This is a genomic window from Uliginosibacterium sp. H1, from assembly GCF_036017065.1.
Lineage (GTDB): Bacteria > Pseudomonadota > Gammaproteobacteria > Burkholderiales > Rhodocyclaceae > Uliginosibacterium.
The window spans coordinates 1367256-1390309 of record NZ_JAYXHR010000001.1 but is presented as its reverse complement, the minus strand read 5'-3'; the positions used below and the strand labels follow the sequence as shown (position 1 = coordinate 1390309).

The 23054-nt window shown below is 67.4% G+C and carries 24 protein-coding genes and 1 tRNA gene; 16 read left to right on the top strand and 9 right to left on the bottom strand.

Annotated features, from left to right (window positions below; genetic code table 11):
* Nucleotides 1-8 precede the first annotated feature (8 nt).
* On the top strand, nucleotides 9-932 hold the full coding sequence (gene puuE / locus VVD47_RS06390) for an allantoinase PuuE (RefSeq protein ID WP_327602565.1): 924 nt from the start codon (nucleotides 9-11) through the stop codon (nucleotides 930-932).
* Between the two features lie 61 nt (nucleotides 933-993).
* Here the strand turns inward: puuE and VVD47_RS06385 are convergent, their stop codons facing one another.
* From VVD47_RS06385 to VVD47_RS06370, 4 genes are all read right to left on the bottom strand, one after another.
* A complete protein-coding gene (locus VVD47_RS06385; protein WP_327602564.1) occupies nucleotides 994-1518 on the bottom strand; it encodes a gamma carbonic anhydrase family protein in 525 nt (174 codons plus the stop codon).
* A gap of 98 nt (nucleotides 1519-1616) precedes the next feature.
* On the bottom strand, nucleotides 1617-2141 hold the full coding sequence (locus tag VVD47_RS06380; RefSeq protein WP_327602563.1) for a glycine cleavage system protein R: 525 nt from the start codon (nucleotides 2139-2141) through the stop codon (nucleotides 1617-1619).
* Complete coding sequence (locus tag VVD47_RS06375) at nucleotides 2138-3205, bottom strand: glycosyltransferase family 2 protein (RefSeq protein WP_327602562.1); 1068 nt, start codon at nucleotides 3203-3205, stop codon at nucleotides 2138-2140. The genes VVD47_RS06380 and VVD47_RS06375 overlap by 4 nt, the downstream gene beginning before the upstream one ends.
* A 2-nt stretch (nucleotides 3206-3207) precedes the next feature.
* Entirely contained in the window at nucleotides 3208-4131 is a 924-nt protein-coding gene (locus VVD47_RS06370; RefSeq protein ID WP_327602561.1) for a lysylphosphatidylglycerol synthase transmembrane domain-containing protein, read from the bottom strand.
* Between the two features lie 292 nt (nucleotides 4132-4423).
* On the opposite strand from VVD47_RS06370, the gene VVD47_RS06365 reads away from it, so the two are divergent.
* Both VVD47_RS06365 and ydiK read left to right on the top strand, forming a co-directional pair.
* Nucleotides 4424-5551 (top strand): patatin-like phospholipase family protein, encoded by a 1128-nt coding sequence (locus VVD47_RS06365; protein WP_327602560.1) that lies wholly within the window; start codon nucleotides 4424-4426, stop codon nucleotides 5549-5551.
* Between the two features lie 75 nt (nucleotides 5552-5626).
* Complete coding sequence (ydiK, locus tag VVD47_RS06360; RefSeq protein ID WP_327602559.1) at nucleotides 5627-6751, top strand: AI-2E family transporter YdiK; 1125 nt, start codon at nucleotides 5627-5629, stop codon at nucleotides 6749-6751.
* A gap of 48 nt (nucleotides 6752-6799) precedes the next feature.
* Here the strand turns inward: ydiK and VVD47_RS06355 are convergent, their stop codons facing one another.
* Nucleotides 6800-7366, bottom strand: coding sequence for a TetR/AcrR family transcriptional regulator (locus VVD47_RS06355; RefSeq protein ID WP_327602558.1), 567 nt, complete (start codon nucleotides 7364-7366; stop codon nucleotides 6800-6802).
* A 144-nt stretch (nucleotides 7367-7510) separates the two neighbouring features.
* Between VVD47_RS06355 and VVD47_RS06350 the strand changes: the two genes are divergently transcribed.
* The 9 genes from VVD47_RS06350 to VVD47_RS06310 all read left to right on the top strand — a co-directional run bounded on the left by VVD47_RS06350 (nucleotide 7511) and on the right by VVD47_RS06310 (nucleotide 14619).
* Nucleotides 7511-8287, top strand: a complete 777-nt coding sequence (locus VVD47_RS06350; RefSeq protein ID WP_327602557.1) for a ferredoxin--NADP reductase — start codon at nucleotides 7511-7513, stop codon at nucleotides 8285-8287.
* Nucleotides 8288-8566: 279 nt separating this feature from the next.
* Nucleotides 8567-9316, top strand: a complete 750-nt coding sequence (locus VVD47_RS06345; protein WP_327602556.1) for an electron transfer flavoprotein subunit beta/FixA family protein — start codon at nucleotides 8567-8569, stop codon at nucleotides 9314-9316.
* An 11-nt stretch (nucleotides 9317-9327) separates the two neighbouring features.
* Complete coding sequence (locus VVD47_RS06340; protein WP_327602555.1) at nucleotides 9328-10272, top strand: electron transfer flavoprotein subunit alpha/FixB family protein; 945 nt, start codon at nucleotides 9328-9330, stop codon at nucleotides 10270-10272.
* A gap of 12 nt (nucleotides 10273-10284) precedes the next feature.
* The gene (locus VVD47_RS06335; RefSeq protein ID WP_327602554.1) at nucleotides 10285-10602 is read left to right on the top strand and encodes a hypothetical protein; all 318 of its coding nucleotides are present in this window, start codon (nucleotides 10285-10287) and stop codon (nucleotides 10600-10602) included.
* On the top strand, nucleotides 10595-12391 hold the full coding sequence (locus VVD47_RS06330) for an acyl-CoA dehydrogenase (protein WP_327602553.1): 1797 nt from the start codon (nucleotides 10595-10597) through the stop codon (nucleotides 12389-12391). Before VVD47_RS06335 ends, VVD47_RS06330 begins: the two co-directional genes overlap by 8 nt.
* A 76-nt stretch (nucleotides 12392-12467) precedes the next feature.
* Nucleotides 12468-12544 (top strand) — tRNA-Met (locus VVD47_RS06325).
* A 133-nt stretch (nucleotides 12545-12677) separates the two neighbouring features.
* Nucleotides 12678-13046: a hypothetical protein gene (locus VVD47_RS06320; protein ID WP_327602552.1), complete on the top strand. Its 369-nt coding sequence runs from the start codon at nucleotides 12678-12680 to the stop codon at nucleotides 13044-13046.
* Between the two features lie 278 nt (nucleotides 13047-13324).
* Nucleotides 13325-14143 (top strand): dienelactone hydrolase family protein, encoded by an 819-nt coding sequence (locus VVD47_RS06315; protein ID WP_327602551.1) that lies wholly within the window; start codon nucleotides 13325-13327, stop codon nucleotides 14141-14143.
* Nucleotides 14140-14619, top strand: a complete 480-nt coding sequence (locus tag VVD47_RS06310) for a GNAT family N-acetyltransferase (RefSeq protein ID WP_327602550.1) — start codon at nucleotides 14140-14142, stop codon at nucleotides 14617-14619. Before VVD47_RS06315 ends, VVD47_RS06310 begins: the two co-directional genes overlap by 4 nt.
* A 16-nt stretch (nucleotides 14620-14635) precedes the next feature.
* Here VVD47_RS06310 and VVD47_RS06305 read toward each other — a convergent pair whose 3' ends face one another.
* Nucleotides 14636-15466 (bottom strand): siderophore-interacting protein, encoded by an 831-nt coding sequence (locus VVD47_RS06305; RefSeq protein ID WP_327602549.1) that lies wholly within the window; start codon nucleotides 15464-15466, stop codon nucleotides 14636-14638.
* Between the two features lie 89 nt (nucleotides 15467-15555).
* Here VVD47_RS06305 and VVD47_RS06300 point away from each other — a divergent pair, with 89 nt between their 5' ends.
* From VVD47_RS06300 to VVD47_RS06285, 4 genes are all read left to right on the top strand, one after another.
* Complete coding sequence (locus tag VVD47_RS06300) at nucleotides 15556-16029, top strand: MarR family winged helix-turn-helix transcriptional regulator (RefSeq protein ID WP_327602548.1); 474 nt, start codon at nucleotides 15556-15558, stop codon at nucleotides 16027-16029.
* Between the two features lie 63 nt (nucleotides 16030-16092).
* A complete protein-coding gene (locus tag VVD47_RS06295; protein ID WP_327602547.1) occupies nucleotides 16093-16794 on the top strand; it encodes a glutathione binding-like protein in 702 nt (233 codons plus the stop codon).
* Between the two features lie 80 nt (nucleotides 16795-16874).
* On the top strand, nucleotides 16875-17207 hold the full coding sequence (locus VVD47_RS06290; RefSeq protein ID WP_327602546.1) for an SMR family transporter: 333 nt from the start codon (nucleotides 16875-16877) through the stop codon (nucleotides 17205-17207).
* Nucleotides 17207-17842: a hypothetical protein gene (locus tag VVD47_RS06285; protein WP_327602545.1), complete on the top strand. Its 636-nt coding sequence runs from the start codon at nucleotides 17207-17209 to the stop codon at nucleotides 17840-17842. Before VVD47_RS06290 ends, VVD47_RS06285 begins: the two co-directional genes overlap by 1 nt.
* 775 nt (nucleotides 17843-18617) lie before the next feature.
* Here VVD47_RS06285 and VVD47_RS06280 read toward each other — a convergent pair.
* The 3 genes from VVD47_RS06280 to VVD47_RS06270 all read right to left on the bottom strand — a co-directional run bounded on the left by VVD47_RS06280 (nucleotide 18618) and on the right by VVD47_RS06270 (nucleotide 22729).
* Nucleotides 18618-18944 carry a 4Fe-4S binding protein gene (locus VVD47_RS06280; protein ID WP_327602544.1) on the bottom strand — a complete coding sequence of 109 codons (327 nt, stop codon included), beginning with the start codon at nucleotides 18942-18944 and terminating at the stop codon, nucleotides 18618-18620.
* Entirely contained in the window at nucleotides 18941-20578 is a 1638-nt protein-coding gene (locus VVD47_RS06275) for an FAD-binding protein (protein ID WP_327602543.1), read from the bottom strand. Before VVD47_RS06275 ends, VVD47_RS06280 begins: the two co-directional genes overlap by 4 nt.
* Nucleotides 20579-20938: 360 nt before the next feature.
* Nucleotides 20939-22729, bottom strand: coding sequence for a hypothetical protein (locus tag VVD47_RS06270; RefSeq protein ID WP_327602542.1), 1791 nt, complete (start codon nucleotides 22727-22729; stop codon nucleotides 20939-20941).
* Nucleotides 22730-23054: the final 325 nt, after the last annotated feature.

Genomic DNA, 23054 nt, shown 5'->3' with positions numbered 1-23054 from the left:
ATTCCAAGATGTCCAACGACTACCCCCGCGACCTCGTCGGCTACGGCCGCAACCCACCGCATGCCCAGTGGCCCGGCCGCGCGAAGATCGCCGTGCAGTTCGTGCTGAACTACGAGGAGGGCGGTGAGAATTCGGTGCTGCACGGTGACGCCGGCAGCGAGCAGTTCCTGTCCGAGATGTTCAATCCGCCGGCCTTCCCGGAACGTCACATGTCCATGGAGGGCATCTACGAGTACGGCTCGCGGGTAGGGGTGTGGCGCATCCTGCGGGAGTTCGAGCGCCGCGGCCTGCCATTGACGGTGTTCGGTGTGTCGATGGCGCTGGAGCGGCATCCGGAGCTGACCGCGGCGTTCCGCGAGCTGGGCCATGAGATCGCCTGCCACGGCTGGCGCTGGATCCACTACCAGCACATCGACGAAGCAGTGGAGCGCGAGCACATGCGCATCGGCATGGAGATCATCGAGCGCCTGACCGGCGAGCGTGCGCTTGGCTGGTACACCGGCCGCGATTCGCCGAACACCCGCCGCCTCGTCGCCGACTATGGCGGCTTCCTGTACGACAGCGATTACTACGGGGACGACCTGCCGTTCTGGATGCCGGTGCAGAAGACCGATGGCAGCACCGCCCAGCAGCTCATCGTGCCCTACACGCTGGACGTCAACGACATGCGCTTCGCATTGCCCCAGGGCTACTCGCAGGGGCAGGACTTCTTCACCTACCTGCGCGACAGTTTCGACGTGCTGTACGCGGAGGGCGAGGACAGCCCGAAGATGATGAGCATCGGCATGCACTGCCGGCTGCTCGGCCGGCCGGGGCGGATGAAGGCGCTGACCGACTTCCTGGATCACATCGAACGCCACGACCGCGTGTGGGTGACGCGCCGGGTGGACATCGCGCGCCACTGGCGCGAGAAATTCCCGGCGCCGGTGTAGTCGCCGGACGCGCCAGGAAAAACGCCCCGCATGCGGGGCGTTTTCTTTGGCATGTCCGTGATCAACCGATGCGCTTGAGCCCCGCCCGGTAGTGACGGGCGTTCTGCACGTAGCCGCGTGCGCTGGCGTACAGGCGCTCGATTTCTTCGTCGGTCAGCTCGCGGATCACGCGGCCCGGTGTGCCCACCACCAGCGAGCGGTCGGGGATGACCTTGCCTTCCGGAATCAGCGCGTTGGCGCCGATGAGGCAATGCTTGCCGATGACCGCACGGTTCAGCACGATGGCATTGATGCCGATCAGCGTGGCGTCGCCGACGGTGCAGCCGTGCAGCATGGCCATGTGGCCCACCGTGACGTCGGCGCCGAGGATCAGCGGCACGCCGTCGTCGGTATGCAGGATGGCGCCGTCCTGGATGTTGCTGCGATCGCCGATGGTGATCGGGTCGTTGTCGCCGCGCAGGATGGCGCCGAACCAGACGCTGACATCTGCGCCCAGCGCGACGGAGCCGATCACGCTGGCGTCGTCGGCGACCCAGCTTCCTTCGCCCAGTGCGGGGCTTCGATCGTCCAGCGAATAAATGGCCATGCTATTGATTCAAAAACATTTGCTGCTGTGCACAGCGGAAAACCCATGATAGCAGCGGCAGACCGGCATGCAAGCCGGGCGATCCCCGCTTTGCGGCCTCAGTCCGGTCCGATCTCGTCCAGCAGGATGTCCACCACCAGCTCGTTGGAGATGGCTTCCAGCGCGGCCTGCAGCGCATCGGCGTCCAGGTTGGCGTCGGCGTGCAGGGCGGCCTCGGCATGGAACAGCGTCTCGCCGGACATCGGCGCACTGGAGGTCCAGGTGGTGAGGCCTTCGACATTGATACCGTGACGGGCGATGACCTGCGACACCTCGCGCACGATGCCCACGCGGTCGTGGCCGGTCAGGCTCAGCGTCAGGTGGCGGCCGGCAGGGGCCACATCCACCGCCTGCGTCAGCTGGGCCGACACCGTCAGGGACGGCAGGGATGCCAGGGCGGCGCGCAGGGCCTCGGCGTTCTCCGGCGGGCACTCCACGCGCACGATGCCGGCGAACTTGCCGGACAGGTGCGACAGGGACGACTCCAGCCAGTTGCCGCCGTGCGCGGCGATGCCGCTGGCGAGTTCCTCGACGAGGCCGGGGCGGTCGTCGCCGATGACGGTGAGGATCAGGTCGATGCTCATTGCGCGTTCCCTTCGTTGCCGATGCGATGCCAGGCCTCGCTGTCCGACGGTGAATCCGGGTCACGGGTCTGGTACAGGTTGGCCGTGCCTGCCTCGAAGTAGATGCGCGACAGGGTTTCGCCCATCACGCCGGTGAGCACGAACTGCACGCCCATGATCAGCGCGAAGAAGCCCACCATCAGCAGCGGCCGCGTGCCGATGCTCTCGCCCAGCAGCTTCAGCACCAGCATGTAGGCGAGGATCAGCGAGCCCACCGTGCCGAAGGCCAGGCCGATGCCGCCGAAGAAGTGGCCGGGGCGGGTGCGGTAGCGCATGAAGAAGAACACCGACACCAGGTCGAGGATCACGCGGAAGGTGCGCGAGATGCCGTACTTGCTCTGGCCGTGGATGCGCGCGTGGTGGTTCACCACTTCCTCGGAGATGCGGCGCGGCGAGGTGACGGTGGCCATCCAGGCCGGGATGAAGCGGTGCATCTCGCCGTACAGGCGCACGTTCTTGATGACGCTGGCGCGGTACACCTTGAGGCTGCAGCCGTAGTCGTTGAGCTTCACGCCGGTGATGCGTGCGATCAGGCGGTTGGCGATGCGCGACGGAATCTTGCGCAGGAACATGCCGTCCTTGCGGTTCTTGCGCCAGCCGGCCACCAGGTCCAGCTTTTCGACCAGCAGGCGGCGCACCATGCGCGGAATGTCCACCGGGTCGTTCTGCAGGTCGCCGTCCAGGGTGGCGATGACGTCGCCCCGGGCGGCATCCAGGCCGGCCTGCATGGCGGCGGTCTGCTTGAAGTTGCGCGCCAGCTCCAGCACGCGCACATGCGGGCCGTACTTGGCGCCGGTGGCGCGCAGGGCATCAGGCGTGTCGTCGGTGCTGCCGTCGTCCACCAGGATCAGCTCCCAGGGCTGCGGGTAGCCGGCCAGGCCTTCATGCACGCGGGCCACCATCGGCTCCACGTTGTCCACTTCGTTGTACATCGGGATCACGATGGACAGCCGGTGCGGCGGAATCGCGGCCAGCTCCGCAGGCGTCAGGCTGGGGATGATGGCGGGCAGGGTCTGTTCGGTCATGATCAGGTGGTGCTTTCAGGAGCTTCAGGATTCTTGGGGCCGGGCAGCAGGGCCAGGGCAAGACCGCCTGCGGCCAGTGCGCAGGCGATGACGAAAAGGTGCAGGGCCAGCGCGGCCTGCAGGCCGTCGGCCAGTGCGACGCCGTGCGGCCGCATCAGCGCGGCGCCGCCAGCCTCGTAGGTGCCGAAGCCGGCCACGCCCTGGATCGGCAGGATCGCCGCCAGCTCCACGCCCATGGCGCCGGCGATGCCGGTGGCAAGCGATGCGTTCAGCAGGGCCGCCAGCAACCAGGCCTGCGCGGCCAGCTTCACCGACCAGTTGGCGATGGTCCACAACCAGCTGCGGCCGCTGCCGCGGGTGGATTCTGCCAGCGCGGCACGCAGTTTGCCCATCAGCTTCGCCAGCCGCCCGCCTTCGGGCAGGGCCTCGGGGTGGCGGCGCGCCCAGGCCGGGATGAGCCAGGCGGCCAGCGCCACGGCGGCGATCCACAGCCCGCGCAGCCATGCGGGCAGGGCGGGCCACACCAGTGCGGCCAGGGCCAGCACCACGAAGGCGTCCTGCAGGCGCAGCCACAGCAGGGCTGCCACGGCGCGTGCCGTGGGCACGCCGAACCAGCGGTTGAGCAGCAGCGGGAAGGCCGCTTCGCCGCTGCGGAAAGGCAGGATGTTGATCGCGGCGTTGTGGGCGAGGGTCAGGCGCAGGACGCCGAAGTAGCCCACGTGGCCCAGGTGCCGGAATTCGTCGTACACCCGGCCGGCGCGCAGCATGTAGGTGAGGGCGAAGGCAGCCACCGCCACGGCGATCTGCCAGGGCGGCACCTGTGCGATGCGCTCACCCACGCCCTGCCAGTGCTGGCCTTGCAGGAGCCAGACGAACAGGCCCGCCGTCAGCAGCAGGGCAAATCCACGTGTAATGAAGGTTTTCAAGGCGGGGGCGTGGTGCGGGGTGCGCCGCCATGCGGGCGGCGAGGGCGGAATGGTAACACCGGCCCTGCGGGCGGTTCCGGGCTCTGGCGCCGCGCAGAAGGCCGTTACGGCCGTCCCGGGGGTGACAGGCAAGCCATAACGCCCATCCAGATTTAATGCTGACGGGATGGCGGGCGTCGCATGGCTGGGCTAGAGTCGCGTCAGCCTGCGCTCGTGCGCTGCGATAGCTCTGTCTGCTTCGTCCGTCTGCTTCGTGTCTGCCTGGATCACGCTGCCTTTGGGAGGAACCGCCATGCCGAGAAAAGCCGCATCGCTTCGTACGGCCGCCGAGGGTGGGGTCGTCGACAAGCGGGGCCGTCGCATCGTCAACCTCGCCTTGCAGGGCGGCGGCGCGCACGGCGCGTTTGCCTGGGGCATTCTCGATGGCCTGCTGGAAGACGACAGGCTCGACTTCGAGGCCATCACGGCGACCAGCGCCGGCTCCATGAATGCGGTGATCGTGGCGCAGGGGCTGCGTGAAGGCGGCCCGCCGCGGGCGCGCGAGTTGCTGGACGGCTTCTGGGGGCGCATTGCCGACATCGGGTCGATGTACAGCCCGATCCGGCCCTTCATGTGGGAGCTGCCCTTCGGCCGCGAGTGGGAAGTGGATGGCACTTTCTCATACCGCATCTTCGAGGCGATGACGCGGATGTTCTCGCCCTACCAGCTGAATCCGCGCAACTTCCATCCGCTGCGCGACCTGCTGGAAGAGACGGTGAACTTCGACCTGCTGCGCGACGACAAGGGGCCCAAGGTGTTCCTGTCGGCCACCAACGTGAACACCGGTCGGGTGCGCGTGTTCCGCAACGAGGAACTGACGCTGGACGTGGTGGCGGCCTCGGCCTGCCTGCCGTTCCTCTTCCACGCCGTGGAGATCGACGGCCAGCATTACTGGGACGGCGGCTATCTGGGCAATCCGGCGCTGTTTCCGCTCAACCGCCACACGGTGACGCCGGACCTGATCATCGTGCATCTGAATCCCCTGACCCGCGAGCGCCTGCCGAGGACGCCGCACGAGATCTTCGACCGCATCAACGAAGTGTCCTTCAACTCCTCGCTGCTGGCCGAACTGCGCCACATCGCGCACATCCAGCGCATGCTGGACCTGGGCTGGATCAAGGAGGAGGCGCACGTCAAGCGCATGTACATCCATGCCATCCGCGCCGACGACGCGTTGTCGGAGTACTCCATCGGCAGCAAGCTGTCGCCGGACCGCCGCTTCCTGCTGCGCCTGCGCGAACAGGGCAGGGCGTGTGCGGAGGCCTGGCTGGCGGAGAACTTCGACGCGCTGGGCGAGCGCTCGTCGGTCGACCTGCACACGACTTTCCTCGATCCCCATCAGCGCGGCTGGTGGGACGACCTGCTCGATGACCGGGCCTGAGTCACCCCACGCGCTTCACGCGACGCCCCGGCCTTGCGGCATCATGCGCGCTACCCCCCAACCACACCTGCCGACATGAACCCTCCTGACCGTTACGACCTGCCACGCATCGTGCTGGCGGTGCTGTCCATCCTGGCCCTGTTGCTGGCGTCGCTGTGGGTGCTGTTCCCCTTCCTGGGGGCGGGCATCTGGGCCGCGATGGTGGTGATCGCCACCTGGCCCCTGATGATCCGCCTGCAGGCGCGGCTGGGTGGACGGCGCGGCCTGGCGGTGGCGGTGCTGCTGCTCGGCCTGCTCCTCGTGCTCATCCTGCCCCTGTGCCTGGCGGTGGCCACGCTGGCGACCCAGGCCGACGAGATCGCGGGCTGGGGCGGGCGCATCGTCGACGGCCCCCTGCCACAGCCGCCGTCCTGGCTGGCGAGTATCCCGGTGGCGGGTCCGCAACTCGTCGAACTGTGGCTGACCGTCATCGACGGCGACATCCTGCAATGGCGGCCGCAGCTCGCTGCCGCGGGCAAGGCCGTGGCGAGCTGGCTGGTGGCGCATGCGGGCGGGGCCGGTATGGCCTTGCTGCAGTTCCTGCTGATGCTGGTCATCGCGGCCGTCATGTACATGCGCGGCGAGATCGCTGCCGCCGGCGTCATCGCCTTCTTCCGGCGCCTGGCCGGTGACAACGGGGAAGCGGTGGTCGTCCTGGCGGGTCAGGCGATCCGCAGCGTGGCGATCGGCCTGGTGGTCACGGCCGTCATCCAGTCCATGCTTGGCGGCATCGGCGTGTGGGTGGCCGGCATCCCGCTGGCCGGGCTGCTCGCTGCCATCATGTTCATGACCACGCTGGCGCAGATCGGCCCGCTGGTGGTGCTCATTCCGGCCACCATCTGGCTGTACTGGTCCGGTCAGAGTGGCTGGGGGACGGCCCTGCTGGTGTGGTCGGTTTTCGTGGGCAGCGTGGACAACGTGATCCGCCCCTGGCTGATCCAGCGCGGTGCCGACCTGCCGTTCCTGCTGGTGTTCATCGGCGTGCTGGGCGGCCTGATTTCCTTCGGCATGCTCGGCCTGTTCATCGGCCCCGTGCTGCTGGCCGTGGCCTGGACGCTGCTGGACACCTGGGTCTATGGCCACGACAAGCCGGCCAAGGCGGATGCGCCGACCTTGCCCGACGTGGCGCGCGATACCGCCGAGGAGACGGGCGCGAAGTAAATGAAGCACGGCCGCTGGAGTGCTGCCGCGCAAATCGCGGCGGCGCTTTCAGTTCCGCGGCGAGCCTGCGATCAGGGCGGCGATCGCCGTGTGCAGCCGGGCGACCTCGTCGCCATGGCGCTCGAACACCATCATCGACAGGCCGAAGGCGTGCGTGTAGAGCAGCAGCGCGCGCATTTCGGCCTCCTCGTCGGCGAAGCCCGCCGTGCGGAACAGCTGGGCGGCGTTGTTGCGCCGCGCCTCGTCCACCTGTTCCACGGCCGAGGCCGCGGCCGCATCGCGGCGCGCCCAGTCGCGTACCGCCAGTTCGATCATCACGCCCTTGCGGTTGGGATTGATCGCGTAGGTGTCCATGACGTGGCGCAACTGCTCGGCGGCGCGGTCCGGCGATACTTGCGCCTGCCGCTCGCAATCCTGGATACGGCCCGTGCGCCACTCTTCCAGCACGGCGTCCAGCAACGCCTGGCGGTCCTTGAAATGCCAGTAGAAGCTGCCCTTGGTCACCCCCAGGCGCTTGGCCAGGGCCTCCACGCGCAGGCCCGCGAGGCCCTCCTCGGCAAGGATGTCCACAGCAAGACGCACCCAGGCATCGCGGTCCAGGCTGCGCGAAGGCATTGCATTTTCCATTCTTGAAATGCCGTTATTCCGGTTGTTGATAACCGATGGTTATATTCAAGTAAAAGCAAGTGCGTTGTGGCGGAGGCCGTGCCGACATATAAATGCATTGTGTAATCAATCTACTGCGAGACCCCCCGAATCATGGCGAGTGTGGCCCCCGAACGCGTGCTGAGCGTACATCACTGGAACGATACCCTGTTCAGTTTCAAGACGACGCGCAACCCTGGCTTCCGTTTCCGCAACGGTCATTTCGTGATGATCGGGCTGGCGACCGAGAACAAGCCGCTGCTGCGTGCCTACAGCATCGCCAGCGCCAACTACGAAGAGCACCTGGAGTTCTTCAGCATCAAGGTGCCCAACGGCCCGCTGACCTCCCGCCTGCAGCACCTGCAGGTCGGCGACGAGATCCTCATCGGCCACAAGCCCACCGGCACGCTGCTGCTGGACGACCTGCGTCCCGGCAAGAACCTCTACCTGGTGGGCACCGGCACCGGGCTGGCGCCGTTCCTGAGCCTGGCGCGCGACCCGGAAGCCTACGAGCGCTTCGAGAAGGTCATCCTGTTCCACGGCGTGCGCTACGTGAACGAACTGGCTTACCAGCAGTTCTTCGAGGAAGACCTGCCCAACGACGAGTTCCTCGGCGAGATGGTGCGTGACAAGCTGCTGTACTACCCCAGCGTCACGCGCGAGCCCTTCCGCAACCAGGGCCGCATCACCGACCTGATCGTCTCCAACAAGCTGACCGACGACCTCGGCCTGCCGTCGCTGAACCCGGAAACCGACCGCATCATGATCTGCGGCAGCCACAGCCTGAACATGGACATCTCCAAGCTGCTGGATTCGCGCGGATTCAAGATTTCCCCGAGCGTGGGCGAACCCGGCGATTACGTCCTCGAACGCGCCTTCGTCGAACGCTGACGAATAAATCTACTGCGCAGCCCGATCCCGAAACTCCGATGCTCGCCGTACTTCAGTACGACTCCGCCTCAGTTTCCAGAATCGGTTTCGACCTCGGGCCGCTCGCGACGATTTCTGCGCAGCGCAGGTTGTTCAAGTGTTTGCGGCGGTATCCTTGGCGTCACCCCATCCCTCAAGCCGGGCTATCCCGGCTTGAAGCATTTCTGACCGTACGCTAGCGTACGGAGCAGGTCTCGCGGCGGCTTCCTGCCGGTCCGCCTTTCCCTGGAGAAACACAGCGTGAAGATCCTCGTCCCCGTGAAGCGGGTGGTCGATTTCAACGTCAAGGTGCGCGTCAAGGCTGACGGCTCCGGCGTCGATCTCGCCAACGTCAAGATGGCCATGAACCCCTTCGACGAAATTGCCGTCGAGGAAGCCGTGCGCCTGCGCGAAGGCGGCGTCGCCAGCGAAGTCATCGCCGTCAGTTGCGGCGTGACGGCTGCGCAGGACACCCTGCGTACCGCCATGGCCGTCGGCGCCGACCGCGCCGTGCTGGTGGAGACCGAGGCCGAGCTGCAACCGCTGGCCGTGGCCAAGCTGCTGCGCACGGTGGCCGAGCGCGAAGGCGTGCAACTGGTGGTGCTGGGCAAGCAGGCCATCGACGACGATGCCAACCAGACCGGCCAGATGCTGGCGGCGCTGCTGGGCTGGCCGCAGGCCACCTTCGCCTCGAAGGTCGTCGTCGGCGATAACAAGGTGACGGTGACGCGCGAGATCGACGGCGGCCTGGAAACGGTCGAGCTCAGCCTGCCGGCTGTGGTCACGGTTGACCTGCGCCTGAACGAGCCGCGCTTCGCCTCGCTGCCGAATATCATGAAGGCCAAGAAGAAGCCGCTGGAAACCCTCAAGGCCGAAGAGCTTGGCGTGGACATCGCGCCGCGCCTGAAGACCCTCGACGTTGCCGAGCCGCCCAGGCGCGCAGGCGGCGTCATCCTGGCGAATGTCGCCGAACTGGTGTCGCGCCTGCGCGACGAAGCCAAGGTCATCTGAGGGGACAGGACATGAGCATTCTGGTCATTGCCGAACACGACAACCAACACATCAAGTCCGCCACCCTGCATGCGGTGACGGCTGCGCAGCAGATCGGTGCCGCGACGCAAACCTCCATCGACATCGTCGTGCTGGGCAGCGGTTGCGCCGCTGCGGCGGCGGATGCCGCGAAGATCGACGGCATCGCCCGCGTGCGCGTCATCGACGCCGCCCACTACAAGGACCAGCTCGTCGAGAATGCCGCCATCATCCTGGCGCAGATGGCGGGCACCTACACCCACGTGCTGGTGGCCGCTTCCGCCTTCGGCAAGAACCTCGGCCCGCGCGTTGCGGCGCTGCTGGACGTGGCCCAGGTGTCGGACATCGTCGCGGTGAAGTCGCCGGACACCTTCGTCCGCCCCATCTACGCCGGCAATGCCCTCGCCACCGTGCAGAGCAGTGACCCGGTGAAGGTCGTCACTATTCGCAGCTCCGCATTCGATGCGGCGCCCACCGGTGGCGGCAGCGCCGCGGTGGAGAACGCACCGCAGGGTCCGGACCTCGGCGTGTCGAAGCTGCTCAATCGCGAACTGGCCGTATCCGCCCGCCCCGAGCTGGGCAACGCGCGCGTGGTCGTCTCCGGCGGCCGTGCGCTGGGCAGCGCCGACGCCTTCAAGACCCTGGTCGAACCGCTGGCCGACAAGCTGGGTGCCGCGCTCGGCGCCTCGCGTGCCGCAGTGGATGCCGGCTACGTGCCCAATGATGCCCAGGTCGGCCAGACCGGCAAGGTGGTGGCGCCCGAGCTGTACATCGCCATCGGCATCTCCGGCGCGATCCAGCATCTGGCCGGCATGACCGAATCCAAGGTCATCGTCGCCATCAACAAGGACCCGGATGCGCCGATCTTCCAGGTGGCGAACTACGGCCTGGTCGGCGACCTGTTCGAACTGGTGCCGCAACTCACCGCTTCCCTCTGAGCGGAACTGCGCATGAGCGCCGTCTTCGCCTTCCGGGTGGATGACGGCGCCCTGCATGTCCTTCCCGATGCCGCTTCGGCCCCCGCGCAGTGCGCCGCGGCCGAGGTGCGCGCCCAGCAGTGGTTGTTCTTCGCCGACGACGGCGAGCCGCTGCGCCCTCAGTTTCTCGAAGCCGATGGCCGTTATTTCCTCAGGCCCTGGGCATCCTGCTCGTCTGCGCGACTCGACCAGGTGCTGCACCTGGTAACGGCCGTGCAGGGCACGCCACCGCTCGACACCCTCGACGCGGTGCAGACCTACGTCAACACAAAGGGGTGGAGACATGAGTGACTACAAGGCGCCGCTGGCCGACATGCAGTTCGTGCTGCGCGAACTGGCGGGACTGGACGATTACGCGCAATGGCCCGGCTGCGAGGACGTGTCGGCCGACCTGGTCGACGCGATCCTCGACGAGGCGGGCAAGTTCGCTGGCGAGGTGCTGGCCCCGCTGAACGCGGTGGGGGACCGTGAAGGCGCAAAGTTCGCCGGCGACGCCGTGACCACCGCGCCCGGCTGGCGCGCCGCCTACACGCAGTTCCGCGAAGCCGGGTGGACCGGGCTGGCGTGTTCCCCCGACTACGGCGGCCAGGGACTGCCGATGTTGCTCTACACCGTGGTCAGCGAAATCTGGAAGTCGGCCAACATGGCTTTCGCGCTGTGCCCGATGCTCACCAACGGCGCCATCAACGCGCTGATGGCGCGCGGCAGCGACGCGCTGAAGGATCGCTACCTGCCGAAGATGGTGTCCGGCGAGTGGACCGGCACCATGAACCTCACGGAGCCCCAGGCCGGCTCCGACCTCGCCGCCGTGCGCACCCGCGCCGAGCCGCAGGCGGATGGCAGCTACCGCATCACCGGGCAGAAGATCTTCATCACCTACGGCGAGCACGACCTCACCGACAACATCATCCACCTGGTACTGGCGCGTCTGCCGAACGCACCGGAGGGCGTGAAGGGCATCTCGCTGTTCGCCGTGCCCAAGTTCCTCGTCAATGACGATGGCACGCCCGGTGCGCGCAACGACCTGCGCTGCGTCAGCCTGGAACACAAGCTCGGCATCCACGCCAGCCCTACCTGCGTGATGGCCTATGGCGACAACGGTGGCGCCACCGGCTACCTCATCGGCGAAGCCAATCGTGGCCTGGAGATCATGTTCATCATGATGAACGAGGCCCGCTTCGCGGTCGGTCTCGAAGGCCTCGCGCTGGCCGAGCGCGCCACGCAGCATGCCGTCGCCTACGCGCGCGATCGCGTGCAGGGCTTCGACGTTGCCGAGAAGAACGGCGCGCGCGTGCCGATCATCCGCCACCCCGACGTGCGCCGCATGTTGATGCTGATGCGCTGCCAGACCGAGGCCATGCGCGCACTGGCCTGCGTGGTGGCCGCCGCGCACGACCGCGCCCACCACCATGCCGACGCCGCGGAGCGCGAGCGCTCCCAGGCCTTCGTCGACCTGATGATCCCGGTGGTGAAGGGCTGGTGCACCGAGACCGGCATCGACGTCGCATCGCTGGGCGTGCAGGTGCATGGCGGCATGGGGTACATCGAAGAGACCGGCGCCGCGCAGTACCTGCGCGACGCACGCATCACGACCATCTACGAAGGCACGACGGCGATCCAGGCCAACGACCTCATCGGCCGCAAGATCGCCCGCGACGGCGGGGCTGCCGCGCGTGCGGTGATTGCCGACATCGGCAACGTGGTGGCCGAACTGCTGGCCAGCGACGACGCCCATTGCCGCGCCATCGCACCGCTGCTGGCCAGCGGTGCCGACGCCATGGAGCGCGGTACCGCCTTCATCTGTGCGCAGTGGGCGCAGGACATCCGCGTCGCACACGCCGCCGCCTTCCCGCTGCTGCGCCTGTTCGGCATCGTCTGCGGCGGCTGGCAGATGGCGCGCGCCGCCTTGGCCGCACAGCGTCTGCTGAAGGCGGGCGAGGGCGATGCCGGCTTCCTGAACGCCAAGCTGGTGACCGCACGCGCCTATGCCGACCAGCTGCTGAGCCAGGCACCAGCTTTGGGCCACGCGGCCACCAGCGGTGCCGCCAGCAGCTTGCAATTGCCGGAGGAGTCGTTCTGATGCGCACTTTTTTAGTGCGGCCGGACGAATTTTCTTGACACGCGCACCAGGGTTGTCCATAATTCGCCCTCTCTGACGCGGGGTGGAGCAGTCTGGCAGCTCGTCGGGCTCATAACCCGAAGGTCACAGGTTCAAATCCTGTCCCCGCAACCAAATCCTTCAGCAAAAGGCCCGATCGAAAGATCGGGCCTTTTGCTTTGTGCGTTCCGGCTTTGACGCCACGCGGCCTCCCGCGCAGGGGCGGGATGGTATTTTTCTTCGTCTTCAGTCCGTATCGAGCAACTCGATGATCAACCTGCACGTCTTCTCCCGCCCCTCCGGCTTCCTGTTATTCAAGGACTACGCCCTCGGCGTCGTCATCGCCCGCAGCAAGGAGATGGCCGAATCAAAGGCTTTCGAAGAGGACTGCGCCGCCTTCCGTATCGGACTCTCCAACTTTACGGACAGGCACAAGAAGCGCGCCAAGGACATCTTCCTGGTCATCGACGACGATGCCGCCGCCGGGCCTTACGTGCTGTCCGTGCTGCGCAAGCTGTTCGGCGACCCGGAAATGGCCGTGCGCCTGGCGCGGCTGAACTGCAAGGTGGAGTGTCCGAAGATGAACGCCGCGGCGGCGCAGGCGCTGACCAGGCGCATCCTCGACCGGGATTTCTGAGCGGACTCTGGGCGGATTGTTTGATCGGTGGGCGATGCTGAAACCCACGCGGTGTCCAGTGAAGCTGCTGCATTCGGAGCAGGCGGGACCACCTGGTGCTGGTTCTTCGTCAGATCCGCATCTGCACGATCCCTGCACGTACCCCGGTGCATTCTCTCGTGCTCCTGCTGCCGCCGATCCTGCAACCTATGCTGACTACCTGAGGGCGAGTTGGCACAGCTTCTGCTGACTGGCTCCGGAAGAACTCGATCTTGAGACCATTCCACCCAGGAACAGCAATGAGCGACATCAAGCAAACCAGCCCCGGCTTCGCCGCCGCGGCCCAACCAGCCGATCCGGCTGCGGTCATCCACACCGGCAGCGAAGGCCTGGTGGCCGGTGAGATCAGCATTCCAGTGGCCGACGGCAGCCTGCCGGCCTATCGGTCCGCGCCGACGGGAGCGGGGCCGCATCCGGTGATCCTGGTCATCCAGGAGATCTTCGGCGTGCACGAGCACATCCGCGACGTGACGCGGCGGCTGGCGAAGCTGGGTTATCTCGCCATCGCGCCCGAGCTGTATTTCCGCCAGGGCGATCCGGCGAAAGCGCCGGACATCGACACCCTGCGCGAGACCATCGTCAGCAAGGTGCCGGACCGTCAGGTGCTGGACGACCTGGACGCCACGCTGGCCTGGGCGGACGCCAACGGTGGCGATGCACAGCGCATCGGCATCACCGGCTTCTGCTGGGGCGGGCGCATCACCTGGCTGTACGCCGCGCGCCAGCCGCGCATCAAGGCGGGCGTCGCCTGGTACGGCCGGCTGAACGGTGTGGCCTCCGGGCTGACGCCGCTGCATCCCATCGATGTGGTGGGGCAACTCAAGGCGCCGGTGCTGGGCCTGTATGGCGGGCAGGACACCGGCATTCCGCTGGAGGCGGTGGCGCACTTCCGCGAGTCGCTGAAGGAGGCGCACATTCCGTCGGAGATCCATCTCTACCCCGAGGCGCCGCACGCCTTCTACGCCGACTACCGGCCCAGCTACCGGCCGGACGCTGCGGCGGACGGCTGGCAACGCTTGCAGGCGTGGTTCGCGCGCCACGGCGTGGCGCCTGCATGAACCGCAACCTGCATCTCATCGCCCTGCGCGAGGCGCGGCCGGACGACGCTACGCAACTTGCCCCCTTGCTGGCGGAGCTGGGCTATCCGCAGCAGGTGGAGGCGCTGCGCCGACGCATCGCCGCACTGCGTGCGCCGCAGGACAGCGTGTGGATCGCGGAGTCGGATGGCTGCCTGCTCGGTGCGGGCAGCCTGCATCTGGTGCCGATGTTTCATGCCAGCGAGGGCCTGGGCAAGGTCACCGCGCTGGTCGTGTCGGCGCAGGCGCGAGGGCAGGGCATCGGGCGCGCCCTGATGCGTGCGCTGGAAGAGCATGCGCGACTGCACGGCGCGACGCGCATGGAAGTCATCAGCGGCAATCACCGGCCGCAGGCGCATGCCTTCTACCAGCACCTCGGCTACGCGGCGACGAGCCAGCAGCGTTTCATCCGTCCGCTGCACGTCGGCTTGCCGAGCCAGGCCGCCGTGCCGGCCTGACGCATTCGATACCGGCCTAGTCTTCCAGGTTCGCGTGATGCGCCACGCTGCCGTGCTTCCAGTAGGCCGCGGCCTTGATCTGGTTCTTGTGCAGGCCGTGCTGTTCGATCAGCACGCGGCGCACCGCGGTGATGGCCTGCGCTTCCCCCGCGGCCCATGCGAATCCCTCACCCGGTGGCAGCGACAGCGTTGCGACGATGCCGGCCAGTGCATCCGCACCGGCCTGCCCGTCGCGCAGCACCCAGTGCACGTCCGCGTCGGCCGCGGCGGGTCCGGAGAACGCGCGCTGGTCGCCAGCCTCGGCAATCTCGATCACCGCCAGTACCTTGCTGCCGGCCGGCAGCTCCTCGATGCGGCGCGAGATGGCCGGCAGCGCCGTGTCGTCGCCCACCAGCAGATGCCAGGCGTAGTCCATCGGGATCACCATCGAGCCGCGCGGGCCACCGATGCCGACCACCTGGCCGGGCGCCGCCTGTGCGGCCCAGCTCGCGGCGGGGCCGTCGCCATGCAGGGCGAATTCGATGTCCAGCTCGCCGCGCGCCGTGTCGAAGCTGCGCGGCGTGTAGTCGCGCATCTGTGGCCGCGCCGCGCCCTCGGGAAACTCCAGCCGCTCCGGCCCCGCCACCGGCAGGACGAGCGCCTGCCCCGGCGCGGGCAGCATCAGCTTGAGGTGGTCGTCGAAGGAGGCGCTGACGAAGTCATGCAGCGAATCCCCGGTGAAGCGCACGCGGATGATCGTGCTGCCGACGCGGGTGACCGACTGCACCGTCAGCTTGCGTGCCTTGATGGTGTGGCGTACGCGCTCGGTGCGGCGTGGGGGGGTGCGGTTGGTGTCATCGTTGCTCACGGATCGGTTCTCCCGGAGAAATGGTTGATACAATCAACCTATCCTATGACTTAATGGTTGATGTCGTCAACCATGTGGAGAGAAGGGACATGCCAAGGGGAGCCGGACCGGAAGCGCGCGCAGAGGCCGCCGCCGTCGATCAGGACGAGGAAATGCTGGAGCACCTGCATGCGCTGATGCACCTGTTCAAGGCGCAGGCGCGCGATGCGCTGGCGGCGGACGGCAGCGGGCTGGGGCCGATGGAGGCGCGCGCACTCGGTTACATCGCCCGCCATCCCGGCAGTACGCAGCAGGACCTGGTGGAGCACAGCGGGCGCGACAAGGCGCAGATCGCACGCCTCGTCAGCCAGCTGGACGAGCGCGGCCTGGTCGAGCGACGGGCGGACGAGAACGACCGCCGCTGCCAGCTCCTGCAACTGACGCCGGCCGGCCAGGCGCTGCAACGCCGCCAGCGCCAGAAGCGTCGCCAGTTGCTGGAACGCATGCTGGCGGATTTTGACGAAGGGGAGCGTGCCTCGCTCGGCACCCTGCTGGCGCGCATGCGTCACAACGCCGGGGCCTGAGGCGCCGGACATCATATTCATGTTTCACCGCGCCACCGCGGCGCATCACGAGAAGGACCCGCCATGATCGACCTGTACTACTGGACCACGCCGAACGGCCACAAGATCACCATGTTCCTGGAGGAGGCCGGTGTGCCTTACCGCATCCTGCCGGTCGCCATCGGCAAGGGCGAGCAGTTCAAGCCGGAGTTCCTCGCCATCGCGCCGAACAACCGCATCCCGGCCATCGTCGATCACGATCCCGCGGGCGGCGGTGCGCCGATTTCCATCTTCGAGTCCGGCGCCATCCTGCTGTACCTCGCCGATAAGCTCGGCACGCTGATCCCGCAGGACCTGCGTGGCCGTACCGAGGCGGTGCAGTGGCTGTTCTGGCAGATGGGCGGACTGGGCCCGATGGCCGGGCAGAACCATCACTTCACGCAGTACGCGCCGGAAAAGCTGCCCTACGCCATCGAGCGCTACGTGAAGGAAACCGCGCGGCTCTACGCGGTGCTCAACAAGCGCCTGGCCGACCGTGAGTTCGTCGCCGGCGAATATTCCATCGCCGACATCGCCAGCTACCCCTGGATCGTGCCGCACGAACGCCAGCAGCAGAAGCTGGAGGACTTCCCGCATCTGACGCGCTGGTTCGACGCGATTGCCGCGCGGCCTGCCACGCAGCGCGCATATGCCCGCGTGCAGGAAGTGAACCCCGGCGACAAACCGTCGGTGGACGAGGAGTCGCGCAAGGTGCTCTTCGGGCAGGATGCTTCGACAGTGCGCTGAGCGGGTATCGGCGCGGGAGCTATTCGCGTAGCATCATTGCCCCCGCGTTTTTCCGGCGCATCGACTGACGAGGTGGAAGCATGAAGAACTGGCTGTTCCTTGGCACCGCGATCCTGGCCGAAGTGATCGCCACCTCGGCGCTGAAGGCGAGTGATGGTTTCTCGCGCCTGCTGCCCTCCGTCATCGTCGTGGCGGGCTACGGCGTGGCCTTCTACTTCCTTTCGCTGACGCTGAAGGCCATCCCGGTCGGCATCGCCTATGCGGTGTGGTCCGGCGTCGGCATCGTGCTGGTGTCGCTCATCGCCTGGCTGGTCTTCGGCCAGAGGCTGGACACGCCTGCGCTGATCGGCATCGGGCTGATCGTTGCTGGCGTGCTGGTGCTCAACCTGTTCTCGAAGTCGTCCGCGCATTGATGCCGGCGCCGGCATTGCAGGACGCGCTGCTCAACGTCAACGTGCTGGGCTGTAGCGGCAGCGGCAAGAGCACCTTCGCGCGGCGTCTGGCCGCAGCACTCGGCGTGCGCTACATCGAGATGGACGCGGTGTTCTGGGAGCCGGCATGGACCGAACCCACCGACGAGCGCTTCTTCGCCCGCCTGCGCCATACGCTGAGCGAAGGCGACGGCCGCTGGGTGCTGGACGGCAGCTACACGCGCACCATCCCCATCAAGTGGCCGCAGGTGCGCACCGTGGTGTGGCTGGACATGGGCTTCGCGCTGACCGTGTGGCGTGTCTTCCGGCGCGCCTTGCAACGCGCCTGGCGCGGTACGGAACTGTGGGCGGGCACCGGCAACTGCGAGAGCCTCGGCCGCATGGTCTCCCGCAAGTCCATCGTGCTGTGGGCCATCCAGCATCACGGCCCGAACCGCAGGAAGTGCGAGGCGCAGATGCGCGACCCGCAGTACGCCCACATCCGTTTCATCCGCTTGCGCACGCCACGCGAGGCGGAGGATTTTCTGCTGGCCATCGAGCGCGGTGATGCTGTGGCGCGCTTCCTGTCGTCGGCGCCTGTCGATGCTCAGGATGCGATGAGTGACGCGCGCGTCTGAAGCGCGCCGCGTACTTTCCGTTGGCGTCTCCGTCAAGCCTGAACAATGTCGTGCTCTGCGTGGAACATGGGCTGCCCACGAATTGATCGAAGCCCGAAACCACCTGCGGCTCAGTGACTTATCGATTCATCCCCATGCTTGTCCCCGGAGTCATCCACAGAAAATGTGGATAACCTGGTGTGGTGTGGAACCAACTGCGGGATGAAGGTGTGGGTGCGCAGCGTGAGCCGCGCGTGCGAGAGTGTGATGCGGGCTCACGCTTCGGTGGTCTTGCATTGCGTGTTCTGCCGGCTCCCGCCGTGAGGGTAGTGCTTGCGCGTTGCGCTTGGCCGGGAGTTCGCCCCGGCGGGCGACATACTCTCTGCTGCGCGGCAGAGAGTATGCAGAGAACGCGCCCCGCTTCCGCCGCCGTGCTTCGCACGATTCCCTACTTCGACAAGCTCAGCACAAGTGCGCTGCTCGCCATGACTAGCGGCTCCCGCTTTTGAAAATTGAGTCGCCCTCAGTCTGTCGCTTCGCTCGGCCTTCGGTGCTCACACATGCTCGCCGTCGCGCGTTGCGCGATCCCTCGTCACGGCTGTGCTGCTCGGCGGCTGCAGAGGGGAGTGGGGGCTGTGCTCGTTGTCGGGCTGGACCAGCAAGGGCATCCGGCGCCTGGAGTGATGCGCCGGATCCACTTGCAACCGTTGCACCGTCATTCCCGCGAAAGCGGGAATCCAGTGTCGTTCGCGTGCCGTGCACGTATCCGATCCCCCGTTATGTGCAGCCGCACCGCTCAGTACTTGTTCAACACGCGGAAGCTCTGGTCCGTACTGCGCTGCCGCTCGCTGCCCTTGGTCCAGCCCACCGCGCGGCGGTAGCCGCCCAAGGTGCCGGCATTGGCGAGCAGGCTTTCGTCGGCGGTGCCGATGCGGTCCGCTTCCGGTGACACGTACAGCGCGTCCACCGGGCAGTACAACTCGCACATGAAACAGGTCTGGCAGTCGTCCTGCCGCGCGATCACCGGCGGGCTGTCGGGCACGGCGTCAAAGACGTTGACCGGACAGGCGCTGACGCAGAGGTTGCAGGCGATGCAACGCGATTCGCTGACCAGTTCGATCATGCGGCCTCCTTCGTCAGTACGTCGGGTTGTGGCGTGGTGGCGGGGCGGGTGCTCGTCCAGATTTCATCCAGGCCGCCGACGGTGATGAGGTGATGCTGCTTCGCGTCCAGGCCGGGGTGCTCTTCGCGCTTGTGCATGCCGCGCGTCTCGGTGCGGGCCAGGGCGCTGCGGTACATCCAGCGCGCGGTGGCGGTCATCGCGGCGGCTTCGCGGGCGCGGATCACCCGCGTGTTGTCGGCGCCGCGGCTGTGGCGTTGCGCCTGCCACAGTGCGTCCAGCCGGCCCAGCGAATCCTGCAGGCGCTCGGCATGGCGGAAGTAGTTGCGCTCGTAGGGGAAGACTTCGGCCTGCACGGCGCTGGCGACTTCCGACGGGTCCAGTTGCTGGCCACCGTTGTCGCGCACCGCGGTGCTGCCGGCGCGATGCACATGGCGGGCGACGTGGTTGCTGCCGAGCTGGCGCGCGTAGTCCGCCGCGCCGGCACCGGCCCACGCGCCGGACGACATCGCCCACGCCGCGTTGTGGCTGCCGCCGCCGGTGAAGCCACCGCAGATGAGTTCGCGCGTGGCAGCATCGCCCGCCGCGTACAAACCCGGCACGCTGGTGGCGCAGGTCTTGTCGGTGATGCGCAATCCACCGGTGCCGCGCACCGTGCCTTCCAGGCGCAGCGTGACGGCGAAGCGTTGGGTGAAGGGGTCGATGCCTGCGCGGTCGAAGGGCAGGAAGAAGTTGGGTTGGGCCAGGCGCAACGCGTCGTGCAGGTCCGGCGCGGCCTGGTCCAGCACGGCATACACCGGGCCCTGCAGCAGCGCCTTGGCGATCTTCGAGCGACTGTGGCCGCTGGCGCCTTCGATGACGCTGCCGTCCTCGCGCAGGAAGCGCGCGTAGCGGTAGAAGGCGGTCTTGGTCACCGACGAAAACGCGGGCGCGATGCCGTAGGCATTGGAGAACTCCATGCTGCTGAGTTCCGCACCGACCTCGGCGCCCATCAGCAGGCCGTCGCCGGTCAGCACGTTGCAGCCCAGCGCGCGTGACAGGAAGGCGCAGCCACCGGTGGCGATCACCACCGCACCCGCGCGCACCAGCCAGCGTTCCCCTGCCTGGCGACTGATGCCGGTGGCACCGGCCACTGCACCGCTGTCATCCACCAGCAGTTCCAGCGCCGGACTGTGGTCCAGGATGCGCACGCCTGCGCGCTTCACCCGGCTGCGCATCAGGCGCATGTACTCCGGCCCCTGCAGCGAGCCACGCCGTGGCGTGCCGTCGTCATCCTTCGGGAAGGGGTAGCCCCAGTCGTCGAGCTGGTGGATGTTGTCCCAAGTCTGGTCGAGCACGCGCGCCATCCAGTCGCGGTCCGCCAGCCAGCCGCCGAGCTGCTCGCGGCCGGCCATCGCTTCTTCACGCAGCTTCGGGTCGGGCGGGATGTACCACACGCCGTTGCCGGACGGCGCCGCCGCACCCGAGGTGCCGCAGAAGCCCTTGTCGGCCAGCACCACGCGCGCGCCCAGGCTGGCGGCGCGTACCGCGGCCCAGGTGCCGGCGGGACCGCCGCCGATGACGAGCACGTCGGCGACGTGCTCACGCGTGCCCAGGTGGTCGGCGACGCTGGCGAAGTTGGAGTCGATGCTGCCCATGTCTTTGTCCTTTCGATGCGGTGATCGATGTGCAGCGCAGTTCATTGCAACCGGCGTGCCAGCGCGCGTGATGTCCGGCGTGACGGGGTTTCGTGGGAGTCCGATGGCGGGTGGCTGCGTTGAACGCGACAGCGCTGCACGGGATGTGCTGCGAGGTGCGCAGCACCGTATCCGGCCCCCAGCAGGTGGGAGCTCCCGTTCATCGAGGGGTAGGTCGGGTTGAGCGCAGCGAAGCCCGACAGATCTGCCACCGTCATCCTTGTGATCAAGGCGCTGTTGGGCTTCGCGTTGCTCAGCCCGACCTGCGCCGCGTACGGCCGGTTCCGATGGACGGGCACCGGCCGCAGTTTCAAGCCACGCTCAGACCGTCACCTTCGTCCCGTCGAAGCGGGTGAAGCTGAAGCCGTCGAACAGTTCGCGATAGGTGTCGCGTTCGTCGCGCAGGATGCTGATCGCGAGTTCCTCCGCCTGCGGCAGCGATGAGCCGGCGTCGGAACGCCAGTGGATGCCGCCCCAGTTGCGGCCCCAGCCAAGGTTGGCGGCCAGCTTGTTCAACTCGCCACCGACAGTCAGCGCCGGGCCGGTGTAGGGCACCAGCTTGGTCGGGTCGTTCGGGTCCGGCTGAACGGGGTTCGGGATCACGAAGTTCTCGTCGAAGAAGGCCTTCAGCAGCGTGGCGTGGATGGCTGCGGCCGAGGAGGCGCCGCCGGGGTAGGAGGAGTGGTATGGCGCGCCGTCCGGGTAGGCATGCGACAGCAGGTGAACGCCGTACTTGCGATGGCTGCGGCTCAGCGCCTCGGACTTCAGGAAATCGTCATGCAGCGGAATGTCGTTGATGCCCCCGACCAAGCGCTGGTAGGCGAGGTTGGAGATGGCCTCAGGGCGCGGCGTGCGATGCACGAACCATTTCTGCCAGTAGTTGGCGCGGATCTCGCGCGTCGTGGCCAGCGGCAGCAGAGACTGCACGAAGGGTGCGCCGAAACTGGCGTTGGCACCGGTGGTCACCTTGTACTTCAGGTAAGGGTTGCTTGGCGTCAGCGGCGCGCCGATGCCACCGACCACCAGCGGGTTGTTGCTGCGCGGTGTCGAAAGGATCTGTGAGGCCGCCCAGAAGCCGGGCGCGCCGCCGCGCGAATACTCGGCCAGATCGCGGCCGGTCGTGAGGTAGCGCAACCTCGGGTCGAACTTGATGCCGCGCGTCTGTGGTTTGCCGTTGAGGTTGGCGAGCAGTTCCTCGTGCGTGTTCAGGAAGTCGTTGTCGGGCAGTTGCGCGCGGATCGTGCCGCTGATGCTCTGCAGGCCGTAGGGCACGTCGCGCAGCAGGAACTGCGAGATGTACGGGCCGACCAGCACGCCCACCGGTGCGATGGTCTTCGCACGGCGGCCGCTCGGGTCGGACGGATCGACGTAACGCGCGGTGCCGCGGAACAGCAGGGACGGTGTGACCTTTCCGTCGGCATTGCGCGGGCCGGTGTAGCCGGGCAGGCGCGACAGTTCGGCGGCGGCGGCCAGCAGCAGTTCGTTGCGGGTGTCGTCGTGGTACTCGGTGAAGGGGATGTCGCGCAGCAGGCTCTGCCAGTAGATCTCGACGCCTTCGGCAGCCTTTTCCTGGCTGGCCAGCGTCGGCGCGGGCGGAATGGCGATCTGGTGCGGGCCCAGACCCGTGAGGTTGAGCGACAGCGTGCCGACCGGGTTCACCAACTTGCGCGTGCCGCCCAGGGTGATCTTCTCGAAGTCCGCCACCTCGCCGGTGCGCAGCGCGGCCTTCAACTGGTCCCAGGCCTTGAGGTCCACCTCGCCGCGCGCGTTGTGCGGCAGGCCGCGGGTGTCGCTGCCGATCTTGTTGGCATAGCGGTCTTCGTCGCCATTGGCGAGGTGGTTGGGCACCGGCTGGTCGTAGTTGGCCTTGGCGCGCGCCACCCGCACACGCAGGGTGTTGCGGCGCAGTTGTTCGTTGAGGTCACCGCCGGTCTGGCCGAGTACGCGCAGGTCCGGCACGGCGGCGTCTCCCTGTGCCTGTGCGTTGCCGCTGGCGGCCAGCGCACCGCCGACAGCCAGCGAGCCGGCTTTGCCGAAGAAGCTGCGACGGCCCGTGGAAACGGCGTCGTCCGGTTGGAGTGGGGTCTGCGTGTCGTGCTCGGGCTTGCTCATGGATGCTCCCTGGTCGATTGATGGCCCGGCTGGCGTCGTTGCCGCACCGGTGCACACGCCCTTAGTGGCAAGCGGCGTTCCACCCGTTGTCTCATGCATGTGCTTATGTCATTGCGTCGCGATGCGGCCTGTCCGGTGTTGCCTGCGCAACAGATAAATCGTGGGGAAGGCGGCTGTGCGCGAAGGGCAACAGCGTCTGCGTGCTGGCGGGCAGCGGGGACGCTGCGGGCCATGTCCTGTCCGCTGTCCGGAAAGCCGCTGGTCACGACGCCTGCTGCTGCGGCCGCAGCAACCTCGCTGCTGACGAGAACTGTCAGGAGACAGG

Excerpts from the sequence above, each read along its gene's own strand:
- VVD47_RS06300 (WP_327602548.1), top strand. The coding sequence starts at position 15,556 with ATGCCAAGGGGAGCCGGACCGGAAGCGCGCGCAGAGGCCGCCGCCGTC.
- VVD47_RS06290 (WP_327602546.1), top strand. The coding sequence starts at position 16,875 with ATGAAGAACTGGCTGTTCCTTGGCACCGCGATCCTGGCCGAAGTGATC.
- VVD47_RS06385 (WP_327602564.1), bottom strand. The coding sequence starts at position 1,518 with ATGGCCATTTATTCGCTGGACGATCGAAGCCCCGCACTGGGCGAAGGA.
- VVD47_RS06315 (WP_327602551.1), top strand. The coding sequence starts at position 13,325 with ATGAGCGACATCAAGCAAACCAGCCCCGGCTTCGCCGCCGCGGCCCAA.
- VVD47_RS06375 (WP_327602562.1), bottom strand. The coding sequence starts at position 3,205 with ATGACCGAACAGACCCTGCCCGCCATCATCCCCAGCCTGACGCCTGCG.
- VVD47_RS06380 (WP_327602563.1), bottom strand. The coding sequence starts at position 2,141 with ATGAGCATCGACCTGATCCTCACCGTCATCGGCGACGACCGCCCCGGC.
- VVD47_RS06355 (WP_327602558.1), bottom strand. The coding sequence starts at position 7,366 with ATGCCTTCGCGCAGCCTGGACCGCGATGCCTGGGTGCGTCTTGCTGTG.
- VVD47_RS06285 (WP_327602545.1), top strand. The coding sequence starts at position 17,207 with ATGCCGGCGCCGGCATTGCAGGACGCGCTGCTCAACGTCAACGTGCTG.
- VVD47_RS06365 (WP_327602560.1), top strand. The coding sequence starts at position 4,424 with ATGCCGAGAAAAGCCGCATCGCTTCGTACGGCCGCCGAGGGTGGGGTC.
- VVD47_RS06270 (WP_327602542.1), bottom strand. The coding sequence starts at position 22,729 with ATGAGCAAGCCCGAGCACGACACGCAGACCCCACTCCAACCGGACGAC.
- VVD47_RS06320 (WP_327602552.1), top strand. The coding sequence starts at position 12,678 with ATGATCAACCTGCACGTCTTCTCCCGCCCCTCCGGCTTCCTGTTATTC.
- puuE (WP_327602565.1), top strand. The coding sequence starts at position 9 with ATGTCCAACGACTACCCCCGCGACCTCGTCGGCTACGGCCGCAACCCA.
- VVD47_RS06350 (WP_327602557.1), top strand. The coding sequence starts at position 7,511 with ATGGCGAGTGTGGCCCCCGAACGCGTGCTGAGCGTACATCACTGGAAC.
- VVD47_RS06340 (WP_327602555.1), top strand. The coding sequence starts at position 9,328 with ATGAGCATTCTGGTCATTGCCGAACACGACAACCAACACATCAAGTCC.
- VVD47_RS06295 (WP_327602547.1), top strand. The coding sequence starts at position 16,093 with ATGATCGACCTGTACTACTGGACCACGCCGAACGGCCACAAGATCACC.
- ydiK (WP_327602559.1), top strand. The coding sequence starts at position 5,627 with ATGAACCCTCCTGACCGTTACGACCTGCCACGCATCGTGCTGGCGGTG.
- VVD47_RS06335 (WP_327602554.1), top strand. The coding sequence starts at position 10,285 with ATGAGCGCCGTCTTCGCCTTCCGGGTGGATGACGGCGCCCTGCATGTC.
- VVD47_RS06275 (WP_327602543.1), bottom strand. The coding sequence starts at position 20,578 with ATGGGCAGCATCGACTCCAACTTCGCCAGCGTCGCCGACCACCTGGGC.
- VVD47_RS06280 (WP_327602544.1), bottom strand. The coding sequence starts at position 18,944 with ATGATCGAACTGGTCAGCGAATCGCGTTGCATCGCCTGCAACCTCTGC.
- VVD47_RS06330 (WP_327602553.1), top strand. The coding sequence starts at position 10,595 with ATGAGTGACTACAAGGCGCCGCTGGCCGACATGCAGTTCGTGCTGCGC.
- VVD47_RS06310 (WP_327602550.1), top strand. The coding sequence starts at position 14,140 with ATGAACCGCAACCTGCATCTCATCGCCCTGCGCGAGGCGCGGCCGGAC.